Genomic DNA, 18472 nt, shown 5'->3' on the forward strand with positions numbered 1-18472 from the left:
CAATCGTCACTGAACCCCGCCCTGAAGGACGGGGCTTGAAAAAGCTCCCAATTTGGGGTTAGAAGTGACCAGACTCAGCAACCGCAAGGTTGCTACGTTAAGGACGAATGTATAGTTACCGTGGGATGCTTCACCAGTCCCACGCTCTAAGGATAGTGGTTAAACAGTGTATTGAGGGTTAATCACAGTGCTGCTATCAAGAAACCGTCCATTAACATTGTCGAGATGAACTTTACTGCCGCAAGGCTAGAACGGTGCGTAAGCACCAAAAGTAACGAAGGTAGGTGTATGAACCGAGTGTTCGTATTTGACAAAAACAAAAAGCCTCTTATGCCTTGCCATCCGGCAAGGGCAAGAAAGCTGTTAGACAAGGGTAAGGCTGCTGTCTTCAGACGCTATCCTTTCACGATCATCCTGAAGGAAAGAGAAGGTGGAAATGTTCAGCCACTGGAACTCAAATTCGACGTTGGAAGCAAAACAACAGGCATAGCTGTTGTGGCTGACTGTGATCGTGGAAAGAAAGTTGTCTTTGCTGCTGAACTCCAGCATAGAGGACAGAGGGTTAAAGACTCTCTTGAGTCTCGGCGTGCAACATTGCTACTGGCGGTAGAACGAAGTTCAACCGCACTCAGCAAGGATACAAGAAAGAGCACTGGATAGATGCCGCCTGTGTAGGAGAGTCTGGAGCCAGTGTATACATAGCAGAGAGCACAAAACCCTTAATCATTAAGGCTATGGGTAGAGGCTCACGACAAATGTGTAGAGTGGACAAGTACGGATTTCCCCGTACAAAGGCTAAAGGCTCCAAACAAGTAAAAGGTTTCCAGACTGGCGATATCGTCAAGGCTATCGTTCCAGCCGGTAAACGGCAAGGAACGTATACAGGACGGGTTGCAGTGAGAACTACAGGCTCACTCAACATCAAGACTGAAAGTGACACCACCCAAGGAATTTCATGGAGAAACTGTCAGAAAATTCAGTCTGTGGATGGTTATGGTTACAGCTTGCTCTAACGAGCAAGTCAACATTCCTCCCCGCATTTATGCCCTCGGGTACTAGAAGTACGGGGTATCCAGTTGAGGTAAAACGATGAAAACCGCAAGTCTTCAGACTATGGTTCACCATTTTTTGTTATTCATCTTGTCTGTTATTTTGCCGCTTACTGGTCACAGCGCCAGTTATACCAACCTGTTGAGCTGGACGGGTTGGGGGAGTTCCTCCAAAAACATTGAGAAGTGGAGTGGGGCAACGGGGGATATTAGCAAACTGTCGTTTATAGGGAACAATCCGCCCCTTCTTCTTACTTATGATCGCAAGGCGATTGGCGGGAGCGGTAAAGCAGTTTCTGAACTGGAGAACAATCAGTTTTATGTCATCCTCGACAGCCACCCGGGCGATCAATTTAATTTTTGTTTTCGGACGCCCCCTGCATCGTCAACAGAAAACCTTCCCTCTCCACCGGTATTTAAAAAGCCTGTAACGGGTCAGGGTATACCGGATATACAAAATGGGGGAATGCGGCGTGTTGCGTCGACACCCGAAAGGGATCGCTGGCAACATGAGTACTCGACCAGATGGCGTTTACCGGCGGGTCATCAATCGTTGGTTTTGACGATTGAAGACAACGATAATGGATGGGTTATAGAGCCGGAATGCAGCGGTATTTTGTCAGAAAGTACGGCTTTACCGCCGTCATCGGGCAGTAATACACCAGCAAACAAAAAATCATCATTTGTCGATATTTTTTATCGCAATCAACAGGCGGTAAAAAATGAGCCTGATCATTCTGACGACAGCAGCCATTTCACTGGGCCTTTTGCAATACCCGGAAACTCTGGTGCTGCAGATAACAGCAAACCATTTACAAGTTCTGGTGGTGACAGTTTTGGCAGTGGCGATGATTTCGGCAATTTATTCAAGAAAAGACCGGGCAGTGGGATGGGCCCCCTTTACTCCTTTGAATGGATGAGTGAGCAGTTCAGCAGAGTGATCATGCTACCTGGTACTGACGGCCAGACCGTAAAAAAACAGATTTGGGATACCCGGATTGTGCTCAAAATCAAGCAGGGTTGGAATGAGCAGGCCATCATTATTTCGCAGGAACTTTGGGATAAAATAAAAGGTGCAAATCTTGAAAGGAGTTCAGGGCTTTTTCTGGCATTATCCAGAAATCCCGATAATCCCGAAGCTGTATTTGATCACTACCAGAACAGCAACCCGCCACAACCGCTTCAAACAGAAGACTACCGTCGTTATACACAGCAAGAGTTCGTTTTAAGTCCCAAGCAATTACGCAGCGTGTCCGTTTTTCCGGGCCATGTCCCCACAGGGATCGGCCATCCTGGAGGTGCCGGAACCAGTCAGGCCGAAACTCAAACTGATTTTAGTAGTGACTCATCCGCCAGTGCTCAGTTTCAAGGCGGCTACGGTCGTCAAAATCAAGGCAGTGGTGGTGGCAAAGAGAGTGGCAAAGAGAGTGGCAGAAAGAGTGGAGGGGATGATGGGTCAGGTGGATCACCAGACAGTGAGTCATGCCAGATTTGTGGTAAACCTGTACTCGCTTATAATAAATGCAGAGAATGTCTGGATTGTGAATCCTGTGTACTTGAGCAAGAACAGACTAAAGAAAAGTCTCCTGCAATAGGGCAAGACAATAAAGAAGTAGCTGTGTCAGGCACACAAGAGGCTGATGCCTCAGCAATCCATGTATTTGAATGGTTCAAAACTTTGAAATCAAATGAAAGGCAGAAAGAAGTTTTTTTTCGCATTAGTATTTATTATAATTCTCCAGAACTTTATAATCTTTTAGCTCGTAGATTCTTTTTAGACAAAAATGCGTTAGTTCAATTTCATGCGAAATGGATTGATTTTATAGCTCTCAGAATATCACTATACGAGCTTATTTCAGAAGTCGGTGAATTGGCACAATCGCAAGGAGTCGAGGATTATGTTGAGGTGACGAGAATTATTAAAGCGTTGGCTTTATACAGGAGCGCATATGAAGAAAAAACGAGTTCGGTGCAACACAAAAACGAATTACTGATTTTCTTGACAAGTAAAAATCTTTTGGTGCCCGATGACTTGCATAAAGTTAGTTATTCAGGATTAGATCGCCAACAGAAAGCAGTGCTAATTGATTCTATTTATAAGATATTTAAAAAAATTGGTGAGTTACTACAAGAGGAAGCCGTTCCAACAGATTTTAAAATAATAAAAATGTTAAATACATTAGCCAGAGATGTTTATTCTGAGTATTTTTTTGGTCTTCCGGTTGTCAAAAACCAGGCGTTAGATGTTATTATGTGGGGCTATGCGAACCAATATAAATATTCTTTTATTACTCCATCTAACAAGAATGAGCTGTCTGAAATTAATAGTCTTCAAACACTTCAAGATATTGCATTAATTATTTCTACCGATGGATCATCAGATATTGAAGATATTAAAACTATGTTTACCGCTCTGATTTTTATAGGATCCATGTTAGAGGGACATTTTAAAGGTATGTTTTTTGAACATGATCTTCTTGCTAAAACTATACCCCGTGAGCAGCTTGTTCTTTTAGGAAATTTTAACTCAAAAGTCAGGGGAAAATTTTTTGAAGCATTAGAGCTTCGTGAACCAGAAGAAAGAGACGAATTAATTCGTAATATGTTTTTGATCTTTGGTATGGTACCTAAAGAAATATCTAATCTATTGTCCTGGGAATTCAATTACGAATGTTTTCCGTTAACGCAAGCCGCGGCTTATGTAACTAGACATCCCCATTATCATCCATTTAAAACAAGCACACCACAGTCGGTCATTATGGGCGCCGTTTTACCACTAGGGGAGCTGCTGAATGTTGGTTTTAAACTAGCTAAAGATTGGAAAAATTTTGCCAGACATACCGATGTTTTTAGTGATGACAATATAAAGACTATTGATGCAAATATCGGAGAAGATGTTGGAAAGGCAATGCTAATGCTAGAACAATGGAAAACAAATAAAGTTCAAATTACTTTCAAAGAGCTACTGGTCATTATTGAAAAAATAAAACGATATGATCTTAGGCGTGAGATAATGGATCGTTATGGTCTTTGAGACTACTGGCTTTTCAGAATGCCAGAGCGCAACTACTTTGCCAGATGTTTGTATCGAGGTACTCCACATAAGAGAACGAAAGATCTCGTCGATGGAACACTTCAGTTGAACGAAATTAAGGGCGCAATCCCGCTTCTTTAGAGGCGGGTCAAGCCCTTGCAAGGCGTTAGCCTTGCTGTGACAGTCGCTTCGTAGCCGGTCGATCATTTCCTTGGTGAACACGTTTCTACGGTATTTAGTATCAAATATTAGATGTACGTTATTCCTAAATACACAGGATTTACATGATTTCCGTTTGTACATACAAACTTCATATTTGACTGATATTTGTAACCAGACTAGCATGAAGCCATTCAATTCAACAGGTTATGTAATGCTTCAAGGTATCCAACTCAAAGCCAATCCAACAGATCAGCAAAAGTTGGTTCTGTCTCAGTGGATGGGTTGCGCTCGGGTTATCTGGAATGCAAAGTGTGATGAACATCGCTACTACAGCACCTACGCCAGAAAGTATTGCCCTGTCGGAACTCATGCTCCGGTCGATCAGAAGACTTCGCAATTCAAAAGCAAAGAATTGACACCCTGGTTATCCGATTGTCCCAGCCAGATAATCAGGAATTCTGCCGTCAATTGGTATCAGACCTACCAAAAACACATTAATGGCCAGTGCGGTAAGCCAAAGAAAAAGCCAAAATCCGACAAGGGCAGCATTCACCTCACCAATGAAGTTTTCCGGTTCGATATCTGTGAAGATGGAGTAACCCGTCTTTTCATTGGTACAAAGACCAATAATATTGGTTATTTGTCGTTTAAAACTCACCGTCCATTCAGTGAACCAAAATCCATTTACATTAGAAAAGAGGCTGGTCAGTACTCCGTTTCTTTCTGTTATGACGATGGATCAGAAGAACCAGCAACAGAAAAAGAGCATTTGGAATACCTTAAAGGTGCTTCCAAAGAGTGGCTGGAAGCGCATGTTATCGGCGTGGATCGAGGTGTTGTTATACCTGTTCATACTGGCGTTAAGCCTTACGACTTTACAGAAAACCAGACAAAGAGCATGGATAAGCGCCAGCGATACCTAAAGAGGTTTCAGCGCCGTTTGTCACGCCAAACCAAAGGCTCTAACCGTCGTCAGAAAACAAAGAACAGGATTAGCAGGCAGCACAAGAAAGTAGCCAACATTCGGCAAGACTTCTGTCACAAAACCAGCCGTAAAATGGTTGACAGCAAGGCCAAGGTTATTGTTTTCGAGGATCTGAAAACCTCAAAAATGACTCGCAGACCAAAGGCAAAAAAAGATCAAAACGGGAAGTTCATCTCCAACAAGGCGAAACAAAAAGCCGGACTGAACAAGGCCATTCTCAACGTAGGATGGCACTTCCTGGAAACCTACACCCGATATAAAGCAGCAAGAGCAGGCAAAGCAGTCTTCAAAGTGCCTGCACCCTTTACGAGTCAAGAGTGTGCTGATTGCGGTCACACTCACCCCGATAACCGCAAGACACAAGAACGGTTTCTTTGCAGTCAATGTGGACACTTTGACAACGCTGACAGAAACGCCAGCATCGTAATCAAGAAACGAGCAATTAGGTTTTTTATGGACTCTGGAACGGAGTTGGTTGGCAAAGGAATTCCTGTGCTAACTAAAGGACGTGGAGCGAAATGTAAGTCGGGAAAGGGCAAGCCCTCTTCCGCAGCTCGCAGTGAAACGTCAAAAAAGAAAAGAACGGTAACTACTCCGGTAGCTTGCTTAGTATTGGAAGCTCGCTCCTTTAGGGGCGAGTAGTTCACATTATAATCCATTGAGATTACAACATTAGTCACTGAACCCCGCCCTGAAGGACGGGGCTTGTAAAAGCCTCTAGTTCAGGGATGTAAGTGACCAGACTAAGCCACTTCGAGTGGCTACGTTAAAGGCGAATGTATAGTTACCGTGGGATGCTTCACCAGTCCCACGCTCTAAGGGTAGTGGTTAAACAGTGCATTGAGGGTTAATCACAGTGCTGCTATCAAGAAACCGTCCATTAACATTGTCGAGGTGAACTTTACTGCCGCAAGGCTAGAACGGTACGTAAGCGCCAAATCTAAGGACAACGACCTATGAACCGAGTGTTCGTATTAGGCAAAAACAAAAAGCCTCTTATGCCTTGCCATCCGGCAAGGGCAAGAAAGCTTTTAGACAAGGGTAAAGCGGCTGTCTTCAGACGCTATCCTTTCACGATCATCCTGAAAGAGAGAGAAGGTGGTGTTGTACAACCGCTGGAACTCAAATTCGACGTTGGAAGCAAAACAACAGGCATAGCCGTTGTTGCTGACTGTGATCGTGGAAAGAAAGTTGTCTTTGCTGCTGAACTCCAGCATAGAGGACAGAGGATTAAAGATTCTCTTGAGTCTCGACGTGCAACACGTCGATCCAGAAGGAGCCGGAAAACCCGCTATAGAAAAGCCCGTTTCATGAATAGAACAAGACCCGAAGGCTGGCTACCGCCTAGCCTTATGAGTCGGGTTTTCAATACCGAGACTTGGGCAAAGAGATTTTGTCTCAAAGCACCAATCAGTGATGTAGCTGTTGAGCGTGTTAAGTTCGATATGCAGTTGATGGAGAACCCCGATATCTCAGGAGTTGAGTACCAACGAGGTACATTGTTTGGTACTGAGTTGAGACAGTACTTACTCTACAGGGATGGACACAAATGTTCTTACTGTAAGGGAGTGAGTAACGACCCAATCCTCAACATCGAACATTTCATATCCAGAGCTCTGGGAGGCTCAAACCGGATCGGCAATTTGTACATTGCATGTCGTACATGCAATGAAGAGAAAGGAGCTATCCACCCTAAGCAGTGGCTTGAATCTATTTCAAAGAAAAAGAACAAGAACAAGAACAAGCTGGATACAGCAAGAGTCAGAAATGTGACCAACATCCTGAAAGGAAAGAAAGTCAATTGTTTTAAAGATGCTGCTGCCGTCAATGCCACAAGAAACGAAACCGCCAGACGTGTTCAGGCTATCGGTCTTCCTACCACCTTTGCTACTGGCGGTAGAACGAAGTTCAACCGCACTCAGCAAGGATACAAGAAAGAGCACTGGATAGATGCCGCTTGTGTAGGAGAGTCTGGAGCCAGTGTATACATAGCAGAGAGCACAAAACCCTTAATCATTAAGGCTATGGGTAGAGGCTCACGACAAATGTGTAGAGTTGACAAGCATGGGTTTCCCCGTACAAAAGCTAAAGGTTCCAAGCAGGTTCAGGGTTTTCAGACTGGAGATATCGTCAAGGCTATCGTTCCAGCTGGTAAACGGCAAGGAACGTATACAGGACGGGTTGCAGTGAGAACTACAGGCTCATTCAACATCAAGACTGAAAGTGACACCATCCAAGGAATTTCATGGAGAAACTGTCAGAAAATTCAGTCTGTGGATGGTTATGGTTACAGCTTGCTCTAACGAGCAAGTCAACATTCCTCCCCGCACTAGAAGTACGGGGTATCCAGTTGAGATAAAACGATGAAAACCCCTGAAACAGATTAACCAGTTCACATTTAATACGCTCAAGGAGCTCAAAATGCCACGCCCACTCTACCCTGCCACCCTGATAGCCAAGCATCAGCTCAGCCAGAACACTGTGCAGCTCAACTTCAGCATAGAGGCCGGGTTTGACTACCAGCCCGGACAATTTGTGCAGTTGCACTTTTCCTTTCAGGGGCAGGACTACAAAAGAAGTTACAGCATCGCCAACTCACCCGAGTCTTTCCGAAACTCTCAGCAGATTGAGATAGCCATCAGCTTTGTTAAGGGAGGGGTCGCCTCTGCTCTGTTCAGCGAAGCAGAACCGCGTCTGGAATTATCCATCGGAGGGCCTTTTGGAGTACTCACCGCACCAGAGCAGTACGATGGACGCATCATACTGGCGGGTACCGGAACCGGCGTTGCTCCGTACCGGGCTATGATACCCGCACTGGAAAAACTGGCCGCTAAAGGCACCCGGATTCTAATCATGATGGGGGTGAGACACAGGGCCGATATGATTTACGAGCAGGATTTTCGTAACCTTGCAGCCTCATTTGAAGCCATAGAATACAGAGCCTGTTACAGCAGGGAAAAATCATTGACCCCCTCTGCCAACGAATACCCGGGTTACCTCCAGAACCAGTTTCCACAACTGAATCTTTCCCCGGAAAAAGACCTTGTTTATCTGTGTGGCAACCCTGCCATGATTGACGATGCGTCCGGAGAACTGAAAGAGCTGGGGTTTGGAGCAAGACAGGTCAAGCGGGAAAAGTATGTTTTTTCCAGTTAGTCCTTCCCGAGACTGAACCGACTGGCTTCAGTTTCTGGGATCCGTTTATCATCTTTATGCCTAGCTCCCATAAATTAGTACACACTCACTTAAAACCTGTGTACGATGAGTCGCACCCCATTGGAACACAACAAGAATGGTCAAAATTCAATGCGGGTGAAACAATATAAAAATAATAAATAAGGTAACTCCATGTCGAAACGACTACTCAAGCTGCTGGTTCTTCATCTGACATTGTCTCTGTTCCCTCTCCATTCCTTCGCGTCCATACAGCCACTGTTTCAGTTTGCTGCGGGATTGCTAAACATTGGAAAGTTTCCAGAGTCTGAGCGCTATACGACTGATGATGATATTGTCATTTTGACCAATGACGGCATAGAACTGACTGCTAATATCTTTGTACCCACCCCACTAACCGGGTCTGCACCCGCTGTCGTATTTATTAACAGTTGGGGGCTAAATGAGTACCAGTACCTGCAACAGGCAGCAGTACTGGCTGAGCGGGGATATATTGTTCTTAGCTACTCTACCCGGGGCTTTGGCAAGTCTACCGGACAAATTGACACGGCTGGCCCTAAAGACATTGCCGACTACAGTCAGGTCATTGACTTTCTACTGAATAACTACCCTGTAAACCCCAATGCCGTTGGTACTGCGGGTGTTTCTTATGGCTCAGGTATCAGTCTGATGGGAGCCGCTCATGATGAACGGGTCAAGGCCGTTGCCGCCATGAGCAGCTGGGGAAGCTTGCTTGACGCACTTTACGGCAATCAAACCCCAAGGCTGGCCTGGGCAGAAATACTCACTTTGATGGCTGACCTCAGAGGCAACCCTGATCCTGTCATTGCTAAAAACTGGGACATCATTAAAAACCAGAAGCTGGATCAGTTACCTGACGTTATCGAGTGGGCAAATGAAAGATCCCCGATCAGCTACGTCGAACAACTGAATCAGAATAATACTGCCGTCTATCTTGCCAAAACTTATGGAGATAACCTTTTCCAGGCAAACTCTCTGCTTGATATGTACAGCCAATTAAGCACTCCAAAATATATCGATCTGCTGACCGGAACCCATGCAACGGCGGAGCTGCTGCCGCCACTATTGGGCATTGGAGAGGACAGAATCTGGAACAATGTCTACCAATGGTTCGACATTCATCTGAAGGGAGAAAGTAATGAACTGAGTCAGGCCAGTCCGGTGCAGATGAAAGTTAAGTTCGAAGACCGGTATGAAGGGTTCGACGGTTTTCCAATAAAAGAGGCTTTGACGCAGAAGTACTATCTCCACCCAAGGTCTGCATTTGATAACGGCGATTTAGAAGCCTATCCCTATAAACCACCGTTCCGGATGTCAAAAGACAACACTATCAACTCCTGGACCGGTACTTTATTCAGCACCCAGATTCCTGTTCTTTCACAACTTCTGGAACAGCTTGAGGTCCCTGTCGTCACTAACATTTATGCCGCATCCGATTTCAGGGGCATTTATTTCAACACCGATAGGCTCCAGAAAGTCATGAAAATAAGAGGTAATCCGTTCGTTAACCTTGTCGTACAACCACACTATGACAAGGTGCAACTGGTGGGCTATCTCTATGACATGGACAGTTTGGGTAATGCAAGATTGATCACCCACGGCGTATCAACCTTACCTCAGGCTGAACCCGGACAAACAATCGAAATATCCTTCGAGCTGGTTACCACAGCCTACGATGTACCCGAAGGACACCGGGTTGTGTTAGCTATAGATACTATGGATCCTCAGTATAAGAGACCTACAAGCGACAATTACTTTATTGATTTCGAGTTCAGTCGCCAGAAGCAATCTACACTCACGATTCCAGCCCTTCAGGTGAACTGAATCTACACAGTTTCTTCTTCTGAACATCACCGCCCGGAACCATTTCGGGCGGTTTTTTTATCAAGGCATCCCCGGGCTGGAAACTCTACTCTTGATACAGACTCTTTCTGCAATCACCACCAAACCGAACCAGGTACTGCCCAACAGCAAACCAGCCAGAACATCACCCAGCCAGTGGGCTTCAAGCACCAGTCTGGACAGCGCCACCATCAGGGCGATCACCATGGAACAGCTGTAGGAACAAAACTTAACAACCCCTCTTTTCCCAGCCACCAGGTACAGCGTCACCAACAACCAGACAAAGGTTGCCTGAGTGGTGTGTCCGGAGGGAAAAGAAAACGGATCAAGGCCATACAAATCAGACGGTCTGGGTTTATCGATACTCCACTTCATCAACCAGAGTGTCACCTCCATACCCGCCAGACCAACCAACATAATCAACAACTTTCTGTAACGCTTTACCCGAAGAAAATAAACAGCAAACAACATCAGAGGAAACCAGAGCACAACCGCACTCCCCAGCCAGGTCACCAGAGCAAAGATATGCTCGACGACCGGTACCGATAAACTGGCAACAAACGAACGTACCATGACATTGTGGTCATCCAGCTGCCCACTGACGTCCATTACCGTCAGCAGTACTAAGCTGATCAGCCCCACCACCACAAAGCTGACCGGTAACAACAGCATTAACTTTTTCTTGCAGAGTCTGCGATCCAGAATCAGTGCTATATAAGGAACCAGCAACGAAACAACGGTTAAACAAGCTAACAGGTAGTAAAAGGATTGCGGCACCTCCAGCGTCAAGGCAGCTCCGGTCAGATAGCCTGGCAGGGTATAAGCGATTGCCCAGGGCGCCGTCGAAAGCAGGTTGATGATATAAAAACGCAGGGGAGACATATCCATCATCCCGGCAACGGCTGGAATCACTGGCCGGATAGGACCGATAAAACGTCCCAGGGCAACACTGAAACCGCCGTACTTTTCAAAAAAACGTTCGCCTTTTTCCAGCCAGCCGGGATGAGCTTTAAATGGCCAGTAGTCTCGAATTCGACTGTGCAAATGATAACCTACCTGAAAGCTGATGCCGTCACCCGCAGCGGCACCGACAAACGCCCAGGCCAACATAGGTAAGGGCTCCAATAGCCCACTGCCAGCCAGAGCCCCAAGAGCAAACAGCAAGGCAACACCGGGAATAAGAAAACCGATGGCCACCAGCGATTCCACAAATGCCGCCAATGCGATGATCGGGCCCAGCCAGTGCCCATGATGTTGAAGCCATGCGTGTACTGCTACAAAGCTTTCAGATTCCACAAAAAACCTCTTTCAGAGTCATCAAAATTTAATTGCGAGCAGAGCCATAACACCGGAACTTTTCGACTCTTGCCAAACACACCGCAAATGCCTTAGTTTTCAACATTGAAAGGATCCTGTTAATCACTCTTACTTTAAAAACAGAGGCTTCATGACCCCTCCCACGGCTTCGTACACCCAACTGCCCAAGCATCTTATCTCCCGCTCTTTGAAAAGATTACTGGCCATTGCTGCGTTGATACCTTCTCTGGCAATAGCTGCGGATAGCGCAGTTTTCCTGCAATATCACCATGTCAGTGACAAGACTCCAGCAATCACCAGCATTACACCAGAAATGTTCAAGCAACATCTGGATTATCTCGATGAGAATGGTTTTAACGTAGCACCCATAGAGGCTACTGCCAAAGCCATACAAAATGGCGAGCCCGTGCCCGATAAAACGGTAGTGATCACGTTTGATGATGCTTATAAGAACATCTATGAAAACGCCTTTCCCGTACTAAAAGAAAAGGGCTGGCCTTTTACCATTTTTGTCAGCACTCAGCCGGTAGATCGAGGCTTTAACAACTTCCTGACCTGGGAGCAGCTTCGGGAGATGGCCCGTTCTGGCGCCACCATCGCCAACCACACCACCAACCACCCTCATATGCCGGAAAAGCAACCTGGTGAATCCGACCTGGCCTGGCTGGAACGCTCCAGAAAGGAAATCACAGGTACTGAGCAACGCATCAGGGAAAAAACCGGCCAGAGTGTCAAAATGCTGGCCTGGCCTTTTGGTGAGACAACCCCGGAGCTGAGAAAAATGATCAGTGAGATGGGCTACATTGGGTTTGGTCAGCAATCGGGGGCGATAGGTCCACTGTCAGACTTTACTCGCCTGCCCCGCTATCCTATGTCCGGAAACTATAGCGACCTGAGCGGCTTCAGAACCAAAATCAACAGCAAACCTTTGCCCGTGACCCGACAGGAACCGGAGAACGCCCTCGTCAATCCGAAGGATCTGACACCTTCCTTTACCCTCACCCTGGCGGATGGCCGCTATCATGGCAACTATCAGAAACAACAAATCAGTTGCTATGTCTCCGGCCAGGGCAAAGTAGAAGTGGAATGGCTGGATAAAGAGAAAACCCGGTTCACAACCCGGGCCAAATCGCCACTGCCGGTGGGTCGCAGTCGTTATAATTGTACGGCCCCTTCTATAGATGGCAGTCACTATTACTGGTTTTCTCACCAGTGGCTTCGTTTAACGGAAGACGGGAAGGCCATTGATTAAGGCTCCACGCTCTCTTATCACTGCCGGGTGATAAGAGAGCATCACGGGAAAGATATTATGAAGATCAAGCCTTGGCTGCCACTCAGCCTGTTATTCGCAGTCCTGATGGCCGGATGCGATCTGTCCGGGAGCAAAAACTCTGAATTTCGTCCGGTTGAAATGACGCCGAGACTGGAAGCTGCGAAAAATAAGGCGCTGACTTTATGCTCCGGATGTCATGGCCCCGACGGCATAGGCACTGCTGACTTCAACCCTAATCTGGCCTGCCAGAAGAAAGCCTATATGGTGAAACAGCTGAATGATTATCGGGATGGCCTGCGTGGCAATCATATTCCCATGGTCAATATCGCCAGAATGCTGACCGAAGAAGAGGTAGATGCCATCAGTGAGTGGTACTCGCTGCAAAGGTGTCCCGTCAATTCTTTATAGATCGATCTCCGCCGGTAGTTCGTCACGATAGTTCGTCACGATAGTTCGTCACGATAGTTAGTCATGCTGACCGGGTCGTCAGTGACCCTTGTTTTCACTCCATGCAATACTCCTTGTCGTGAAAAACCAACACGCTTATGGATTATCAAGGAGGTATGCCATGGCTTACGGAACAATAGCAGCGAACTCACCGCCAACAGGGGCTAAGGATTATGAGGTTGTCAATCAGCTGGCTCAAAAAACCGCTGATGTCCTGGTTGCGACTGGAGGCAGGGCTCTTGGGCAAGTGGGGGAAAGAGCCAAAAGAACCTTTATGGGGCTGACTGTGGACAGTTTCAAAACCCCGACGTTCATAAAGGACAAGATCAAATCCATCGAAAACACCAGAGCCTGGAAATCCATCAAGCAGTACTGTGTACGGGCCAATGAAGCCTGGGGAACCGTCGCCCGGTGGGGCATGGGAGGAGTACTGGCCGGTGGCTTCCTTTTCGGATCCACAGTAGGCGCTGCGTTTAGCATGGGTCTGGGCGGTGCGGTCGGGTTTTATTTCGCCTCAAACACCTGGTCAAGCGTTGCCAGACAACAGGAGCAGGCCGATCAGGATGCCGCCGAGCTGCAAATGTATAAGGCTATGTACGGAGATATTACTCCTGATGAGCCTTATAAACTGACAGCAGAAAATGTTCTCAATTAAGGGATGATTAATGCCCTTCACTCATGCGTGGCATTTTGCTAATGCCACGCTTACTTCACCTGATCCAAATAATCCTGCTTTACCTTGAGCAGCTCTTACCGATCTACACTGAAGATAGGAAAACAAACAAGCCAAGGAAGCCCCCCATGAACGACGATACCGTCAAAAAACTAGCCCTGATGATTGCCGCTAACTGCACCCGTAACTCTGTTCTGGAAGAGGCTGAACAGGCCAACGCTATTTCACAAGAGCAGATGACCCAGTTTAATCATCAGATGTCCAACCGTATCTACACCTTTCTAACGTACCTTCTGAATAAACCGGCAGAAGAGTATTCGGTCATGATTAAAGAACTTTCAAAAAACTATCCTGAAGCCTGGGCCTTGCCAGACCTGGATCAGAACCTGATCAATGCCGTGACGCAATCTTCTCTTCCAACTTTACCCCATTAAGCCAAAAGTTGATCTATTATGAAGTGCTTTAAACAAATACAAATCCATTTTGACCATGAACTTCAATCCTTATCAACGGTATGAGCTCCTGCTATCAGGGCTTGTACTGACGTTCTTCCTTACTGCCAAAGCTCTGGCTTCGGGATCGGCGTTAAGCGAACAACAGCTTGACTCACTTTCAGCCCTGCTCTCTGCAACCGGCACTCCTCACAAAAAAGAATTTAATTCTATGGTCGAAGCCACCCAGCAGTGGCGAAGAAGACCCGGTCAGGAGCGCTGGGAAGTGTCAGACCTGAAGCTTTCAAAAGAACAGAGAAAAAAGGTACTGAAACACCTGAAAGCCTTGGGCTTAATCCATAAGGCCAAACCCGATAAAAAACAGTTTGATTACGCCCTGTTGCTGGGTGCAACAGTACCGCGAATGAAAAGCCGTTTTCAGCATCTGGTGACCCTCTGGGAAGAGGGTGTCCGATTCGACAAGATCATTTTTTTATCAGGAGAGCGCCCCCTTCAGGACAACATCGACCTGACCGAAGCACTGGTGTCTGAAGTGGTTGGCAAAGAAGCCTCAAAAGATAAAAAACACAAGGCACGCCCCGCCACAGAAAAAGAAGCGGCCAGAATGGTCTATATGGCTACTGAAATGCCTGATGATATGCGGGCTATCCCCGTCGAGTTCTTCTCATCAAGTCGAACCTGGCTGGTGGATCGATGGCAACGAGGCAACACCAGAGACAGTTTCAAAAGCTGGGTGAAAACTAACCCCAGACCCGGCTCGGCTCTGATCGTATCGAACCAGCCTCACCTTCTTTATCAGCAGGAGGTGATCCGGCAGGAATTGCCCGCAGGTTTTACAACCGAGGGAACAGCCCAGCAGGCAGATCCTGACGGCCAGATCATCATGTATCTGGACGCTTTAGCTCTCTGGCTCCACAACCTCCAGATCAGAATGTCTCAGCGACAGGCTGACTAAACCACACCACTGCCCAGCCGAAAAAAACCTGTACGGCTTTAGCACCTGCCTCTTGAATGATTCCATGGAAGGACTCTATGCACCAACATCATCCCACCTCTGACAACGAGCTTCCTGAGTACGGCACGATTCTGAAACTGTCAGACTTAGCCACTTTAATGGACGAAGTCGGTATCCCTCACTCCTATTCCCTTGAGTCACTGATCTCTGCCTCTCAACAGTGGCGCAGACAACCCGGCCAGGAACGCTGGGAAATGCAAGATCTGCCTTTAACGCCGAACCAGCATAAAGCGGTCATGGATCATCTTAAAACACTCAATCTGGTTCAAGAGTTACTCCCTTCATCTTCAAACTATGAGTACAGCTTAGTCCTGGGGGCAACGGTTCCCGGAATGGAGCGGAGACTTAACCACCTCGCCAGACTCTGGCAGGAAGGTATTCGGTTTAACAAAATCGTTTTTCTGGTAGGGCAGCGCCCCCTGAAAGCCTGTATCGATAACATTGACCGCCTGATGGCCGGCAGTATTGGCAAGCTCCCCAGGGGAAAGAACCCTAAGGCAGCCAGACCCATCACAGAAACAGAAGGCGCCATTCAACTGTTTGCCACCATGAAACTCCCCGATAAAATGAAAAAGCTACCGGTAGAATTTATTGATTCTCCCAGAGTCTGGAAACAAAATTACTGGCAGCGAGCCAACACACGGGACACCCTGATTGAATGGATGAAAAGGTCGCCGGTTCCCGGCAAGACACTGGTGATTTCTGACCAACCCCATGCACACTATCAACTGGAAGTGGTGAAACAGGAACTGCCTGAAGCCTTTCAACCCGAAGTGGCTGCCCAAACAGCGGATAAACAAACCCGGGCAATACTTTATCTGGATGCACTGGCACTCTGGCTCTACAACCTTCAGTTACGACTTAACTAATATAATCCTCTCCCCACCTGGGCATCAGTGTCTGCTCAATGCCCAGCTGGCTCAATATTCTGGCCACCACGAAATCCACCAGGTCTTCCATGGTTTCAGGCTTGTTATAAAATCCTGGTGATGCAGGCAAAATCACTGCCCCCATTCGGGTCAGCTTAAGCATATTCTCAAGATGGATTTCTGAGTACGGCGCTTCCCTGGGCACCAGAACCAGTTTCCTGCGCTCTTTTAAAGCGACATCCGCCGCCCTCTCGATCAGATTATTACTGGCTCCATAGGCTATAGACGACAAAGTACCAGAACTGCAGGGGCAGACGATCATCTGACTGGGGGCGCCACTGCCTGAAGCTACCGGCGACATCCAGTCTTCATGGCCCAATAATTTGATCTGTCCAGCCCTGGCTTTGCAGTAGTCCATCAAGACTGCCTCTGCTTCCCGGTCACCGTCAGGCAGATTCAGCGATGTTTCGGTTGCGATCACCACCTTTGCGGCTCTTGAAATCATGCAAAAAATCTCCGCCCCCGAAGCGGTAAGACACTGCATCAACCTCAGTCCGTACTGGGCTCCGGAAGCCCCGGTGATAGCAAGCGTTATTCTCTCGGCCAATGTCTTAACCTTTTGCCAGTGCTGTTTTATCAAACTCCATCAGCAGACGCTGATGAATGCCCTCAAAGCCACCATTGCTCATGATGACCAGATGATCGCCACTTTCAGAGGTCTTTATCAGGTAATCGATAATCTCTTCAGTAGACGACATCATAAGAGTAGGTACAGGACTTTTATCAACAAACTCATCCATCAGCCACTCAACGTTTGTGGGCTGAAACCAGATGACTTCCGAAGCGTTCTTAACACAATCCGACAAGGCATTGCCATGGACGCCCATTTTCATGGTATTAGAACGCGGCTCGATAATAGCCCGGATACGGTCATTCGGATGTCCGGCGCGTAAGCCATTCAAAGTGGTTTCAATAGCCGACGGGTGATGGGCAAAGTCATCATAGACCTTGATGCCATCTATATCTGCCAGCAACTCCATTCTGCGTTTGACCCCCTTGAACAGGCACAAGGCTTCACAGGCCAGAGCAGGCGACACCCCAACGTGCCGGGCAGCGGCTATGGCCGCCAGACCGTTGGCAACATTATGCTCGCCAGTCAGCGACCAGTTTACCTGACCTGCCACCTTGCCCTGATACAGGACATCAAAAGCAGTGCCATCTGCCTTAATCAGACGGGTCGTCCACTCTACGCCTAACTGCTCCTGTTCCGACCAGCAGCCCATCTCCAGAACCTGGTTCAGAGCTTCGCAGCTGGCCGGAGACAGTATCCGCCCATCACCCGGTATCGTTCTGACCAGATGATGAAACTGCTTCTGAATGGCAGCCAGATTTTCAAAGATATCAGCGTGGTCAAATTCAAGGTTATTCAGAATGGCGGTACGGGGATGATAGTGGACAAATTTGGAACGTTTGTCGAAGAAAGCCGTATCGTACTCATCCGCTTCGACCACAAAAAAGGGGGTTTCTCCCATTCTTGCCGAAATACCAAAGTTAGCCGGAATGCCTCCGATCAGAAAGCCCGGCGCCATCCCGGCATGTTCCAGAATCCAGGCCAACATACTGCTGGTGGTGGTTTTACCATGAGTACCAGCGGCTGCCAGCACCCATTTGTCTTTAAGAATATGCTCGGCAAAAAACTGAGGGCCCGAGGTGTAGGCGAGTCCTTTGTTCAAGACGTGCTCCACCACCGGATTCCCCCGGCTCATGGCGTTTCCTATCACCACCAGATCAGGCTCATCCTTCAGGTGCTCAATGTGATAACCCTGCATCAACTCAATGCCCTGAGCTTCCAGCTGCGTGCTCATGGGGGGATAGACGTGCTCATCAGAACCACTGACCCGGATCCCGACATCCCTGGCCAGAAGCGCGAGGCTTCCCATAAATGTGCCACAGATTCCCAGAATATGTACGCGCATATTATCCTTACTCATGTCGTTTTGGTCGGACTTTTTAACACTATCTTTAACACTATCTTTAACACTATCTCGTTACCTTTTTACAGAAAAAGTGCCACGAAATAAACGGACAAACAGGCTTGTTTTAAGTATCATTCAGGGCAAAATCCGTTTCACCATAAAACAACATAAACTCACAAAGCC

The 18472-nt window shown here is 47.3% G+C and carries 15 protein-coding genes; 12 read left to right on the forward strand and 3 right to left on the reverse strand.

Translation table 11 applies throughout. From position 1 onward, the window contains the following. The first annotated feature begins 288 nt into the window (after nt 1–288). The 6 genes from K7B67_RS17035 to K7B67_RS17060 all read left to right on the forward strand — a co-directional run bounded on the left by K7B67_RS17035 (nt 289) and on the right by K7B67_RS17060 (nt 10249). Nucleotides 289–660 (forward strand): RRXRR domain-containing protein, encoded by a 372-nt coding sequence (locus tag K7B67_RS17035; protein WP_252177077.1) that lies wholly within the window; start codon nt 289–291, stop codon nt 658–660. 429 nt (nt 661–1089) lie between these two features. Beyond that, nucleotides 1090–4083 carry a death domain-containing protein gene (locus tag K7B67_RS17040; RefSeq protein WP_252177078.1) on the forward strand — a complete coding sequence of 998 codons (2994 nt, stop codon included), beginning with the start codon at nt 1090–1092 and terminating at the stop codon, nt 4081–4083. A 373-nt stretch (nt 4084–4456) separates the two neighbouring features. Further along, the gene (locus K7B67_RS17045; protein WP_252177079.1) at nt 4457–5872 is read left to right on the forward strand and encodes a transposase; all 1416 of its coding nucleotides are present in this window, start codon (nt 4457–4459) and stop codon (nt 5870–5872) included. Between the two features lie 314 nt (nt 5873–6186). Next, entirely contained in the window at nt 6187–7533 is a 1347-nt protein-coding gene (iscB, locus tag K7B67_RS17050; RefSeq protein WP_252177080.1) for an RNA-guided endonuclease IscB, read from the forward strand. Nucleotides 7534–7651: 118 nt separating this feature from the next. Further along, the gene (locus tag K7B67_RS17055) at nt 7652–8386 is read left to right on the forward strand and encodes an FAD-binding oxidoreductase (RefSeq protein WP_252177081.1); all 735 of its coding nucleotides are present in this window, start codon (nt 7652–7654) and stop codon (nt 8384–8386) included. Nucleotides 8387–8578: 192 nt separating this feature from the next. Next, nucleotides 8579–10249, forward strand: a complete 1671-nt coding sequence (locus tag K7B67_RS17060) for an alpha/beta fold hydrolase (protein WP_252177082.1) — start codon at nt 8579–8581, stop codon at nt 10247–10249. A 60-nt stretch (nt 10250–10309) separates the two neighbouring features. Here K7B67_RS17060 and K7B67_RS17065 read toward each other — a convergent pair whose 3' ends face one another. Continuing rightward, the gene (locus K7B67_RS17065; RefSeq protein WP_252177083.1) at nt 10310–11563 is read right to left on the reverse strand and encodes a bifunctional DedA family/phosphatase PAP2 family protein; all 1254 of its coding nucleotides are present in this window, start codon (nt 11561–11563) and stop codon (nt 10310–10312) included. A gap of 151 nt (nt 11564–11714) precedes the next feature. Between K7B67_RS17065 and K7B67_RS17070 the strand changes: the two genes are divergently transcribed. The 6 genes from K7B67_RS17070 to K7B67_RS17095 all read left to right on the forward strand — a co-directional run bounded on the left by K7B67_RS17070 (nt 11715) and on the right by K7B67_RS17095 (nt 16313). Next, complete coding sequence (locus tag K7B67_RS17070) at nt 11715–12836, forward strand: polysaccharide deacetylase family protein (RefSeq protein WP_252177084.1); 1122 nt, start codon at nt 11715–11717, stop codon at nt 12834–12836. Between the two features lie 57 nt (nt 12837–12893). Continuing rightward, entirely contained in the window at nt 12894–13265 is a 372-nt protein-coding gene (locus K7B67_RS17075) for a c-type cytochrome (protein WP_252177085.1), read from the forward strand. Between the two features lie 160 nt (nt 13266–13425). Then, nucleotides 13426–13959, forward strand: a complete 534-nt coding sequence (locus K7B67_RS17080) for a hypothetical protein (protein WP_252177086.1) — start codon at nt 13426–13428, stop codon at nt 13957–13959. Nucleotides 13960–14105: 146 nt separating this feature from the next. Then, the gene (locus K7B67_RS17085; RefSeq protein WP_252177087.1) at nt 14106–14411 is read left to right on the forward strand and encodes a hypothetical protein; all 306 of its coding nucleotides are present in this window, start codon (nt 14106–14108) and stop codon (nt 14409–14411) included. A gap of 49 nt (nt 14412–14460) precedes the next feature. After that, a complete protein-coding gene (locus K7B67_RS17090) occupies nt 14461–15384 on the forward strand; it encodes a hypothetical protein (protein WP_252177088.1) in 924 nt (307 codons plus the stop codon). Between the two features lie 77 nt (nt 15385–15461). Next, entirely contained in the window at nt 15462–16313 is an 852-nt protein-coding gene (locus tag K7B67_RS17095; protein ID WP_252177089.1) for a hypothetical protein, read from the forward strand. On the opposite strand, the gene K7B67_RS17100 is transcribed toward K7B67_RS17095, so the two are convergent. Further along, nucleotides 16306–16920: a flavin prenyltransferase UbiX gene (locus K7B67_RS17100; RefSeq protein WP_256484529.1), complete on the reverse strand. Its 615-nt coding sequence runs from the start codon at nt 16918–16920 to the stop codon at nt 16306–16308. The genes K7B67_RS17095 and K7B67_RS17100 overlap by 8 nt on opposite strands. Nucleotides 16921–16924: 4 nt before the next feature. Further along, entirely contained in the window at nt 16925–18289 is a 1365-nt protein-coding gene (mpl, locus tag K7B67_RS17105; RefSeq protein ID WP_252177090.1) for a UDP-N-acetylmuramate:L-alanyl-gamma-D-glutamyl-meso-diaminopimelate ligase, read from the reverse strand. Between the last annotated feature and the right edge of the window lie 183 nt (nt 18290–18472).

The organism is Endozoicomonas sp. 4G (genome assembly GCF_023822025.1).
Taxonomy (GTDB): Bacteria; Pseudomonadota; Gammaproteobacteria; order Pseudomonadales; family Endozoicomonadaceae; genus Endozoicomonas_A.

Bases quoted from the DNA above. Each gene is read 5' to 3' on its own strand.
- K7B67_RS17055 (WP_252177081.1), top strand. From the start codon at position 7,652: ATGCCACGCCCACTCTACCCTGCCACCCTGATAGCCAAGCATCAGCTC.
- K7B67_RS17085 (WP_252177087.1), top strand. From the start codon at position 14,106: ATGAACGACGATACCGTCAAAAAACTAGCCCTGATGATTGCCGCTAAC.
- K7B67_RS17080 (WP_252177086.1), top strand. From the start codon at position 13,426: ATGGCTTACGGAACAATAGCAGCGAACTCACCGCCAACAGGGGCTAAG.
- K7B67_RS17075 (WP_252177085.1), top strand. From the start codon at position 12,894: ATGAAGATCAAGCCTTGGCTGCCACTCAGCCTGTTATTCGCAGTCCTG.
- K7B67_RS17060 (WP_252177082.1), top strand. From the start codon at position 8,579: ATGTCGAAACGACTACTCAAGCTGCTGGTTCTTCATCTGACATTGTCT.
- K7B67_RS17040 (WP_252177078.1), top strand. From the start codon at position 1,090: ATGAAAACCGCAAGTCTTCAGACTATGGTTCACCATTTTTTGTTATTC.
- K7B67_RS17045 (WP_252177079.1), top strand. From the start codon at position 4,457: ATGCTTCAAGGTATCCAACTCAAAGCCAATCCAACAGATCAGCAAAAG.
- K7B67_RS17070 (WP_252177084.1), top strand. From the start codon at position 11,715: ATGACCCCTCCCACGGCTTCGTACACCCAACTGCCCAAGCATCTTATC.
- K7B67_RS17035 (WP_252177077.1), top strand. From the start codon at position 289: ATGAACCGAGTGTTCGTATTTGACAAAAACAAAAAGCCTCTTATGCCT.
- K7B67_RS17095 (WP_252177089.1), top strand. From the start codon at position 15,462: ATGCACCAACATCATCCCACCTCTGACAACGAGCTTCCTGAGTACGGC.
- iscB (WP_252177080.1), top strand. From the start codon at position 6,187: ATGAACCGAGTGTTCGTATTAGGCAAAAACAAAAAGCCTCTTATGCCT.
- mpl (WP_252177090.1), bottom strand. From the start codon at position 18,289: ATGCGCGTACATATTCTGGGAATCTGTGGCACATTTATGGGAAGCCTC.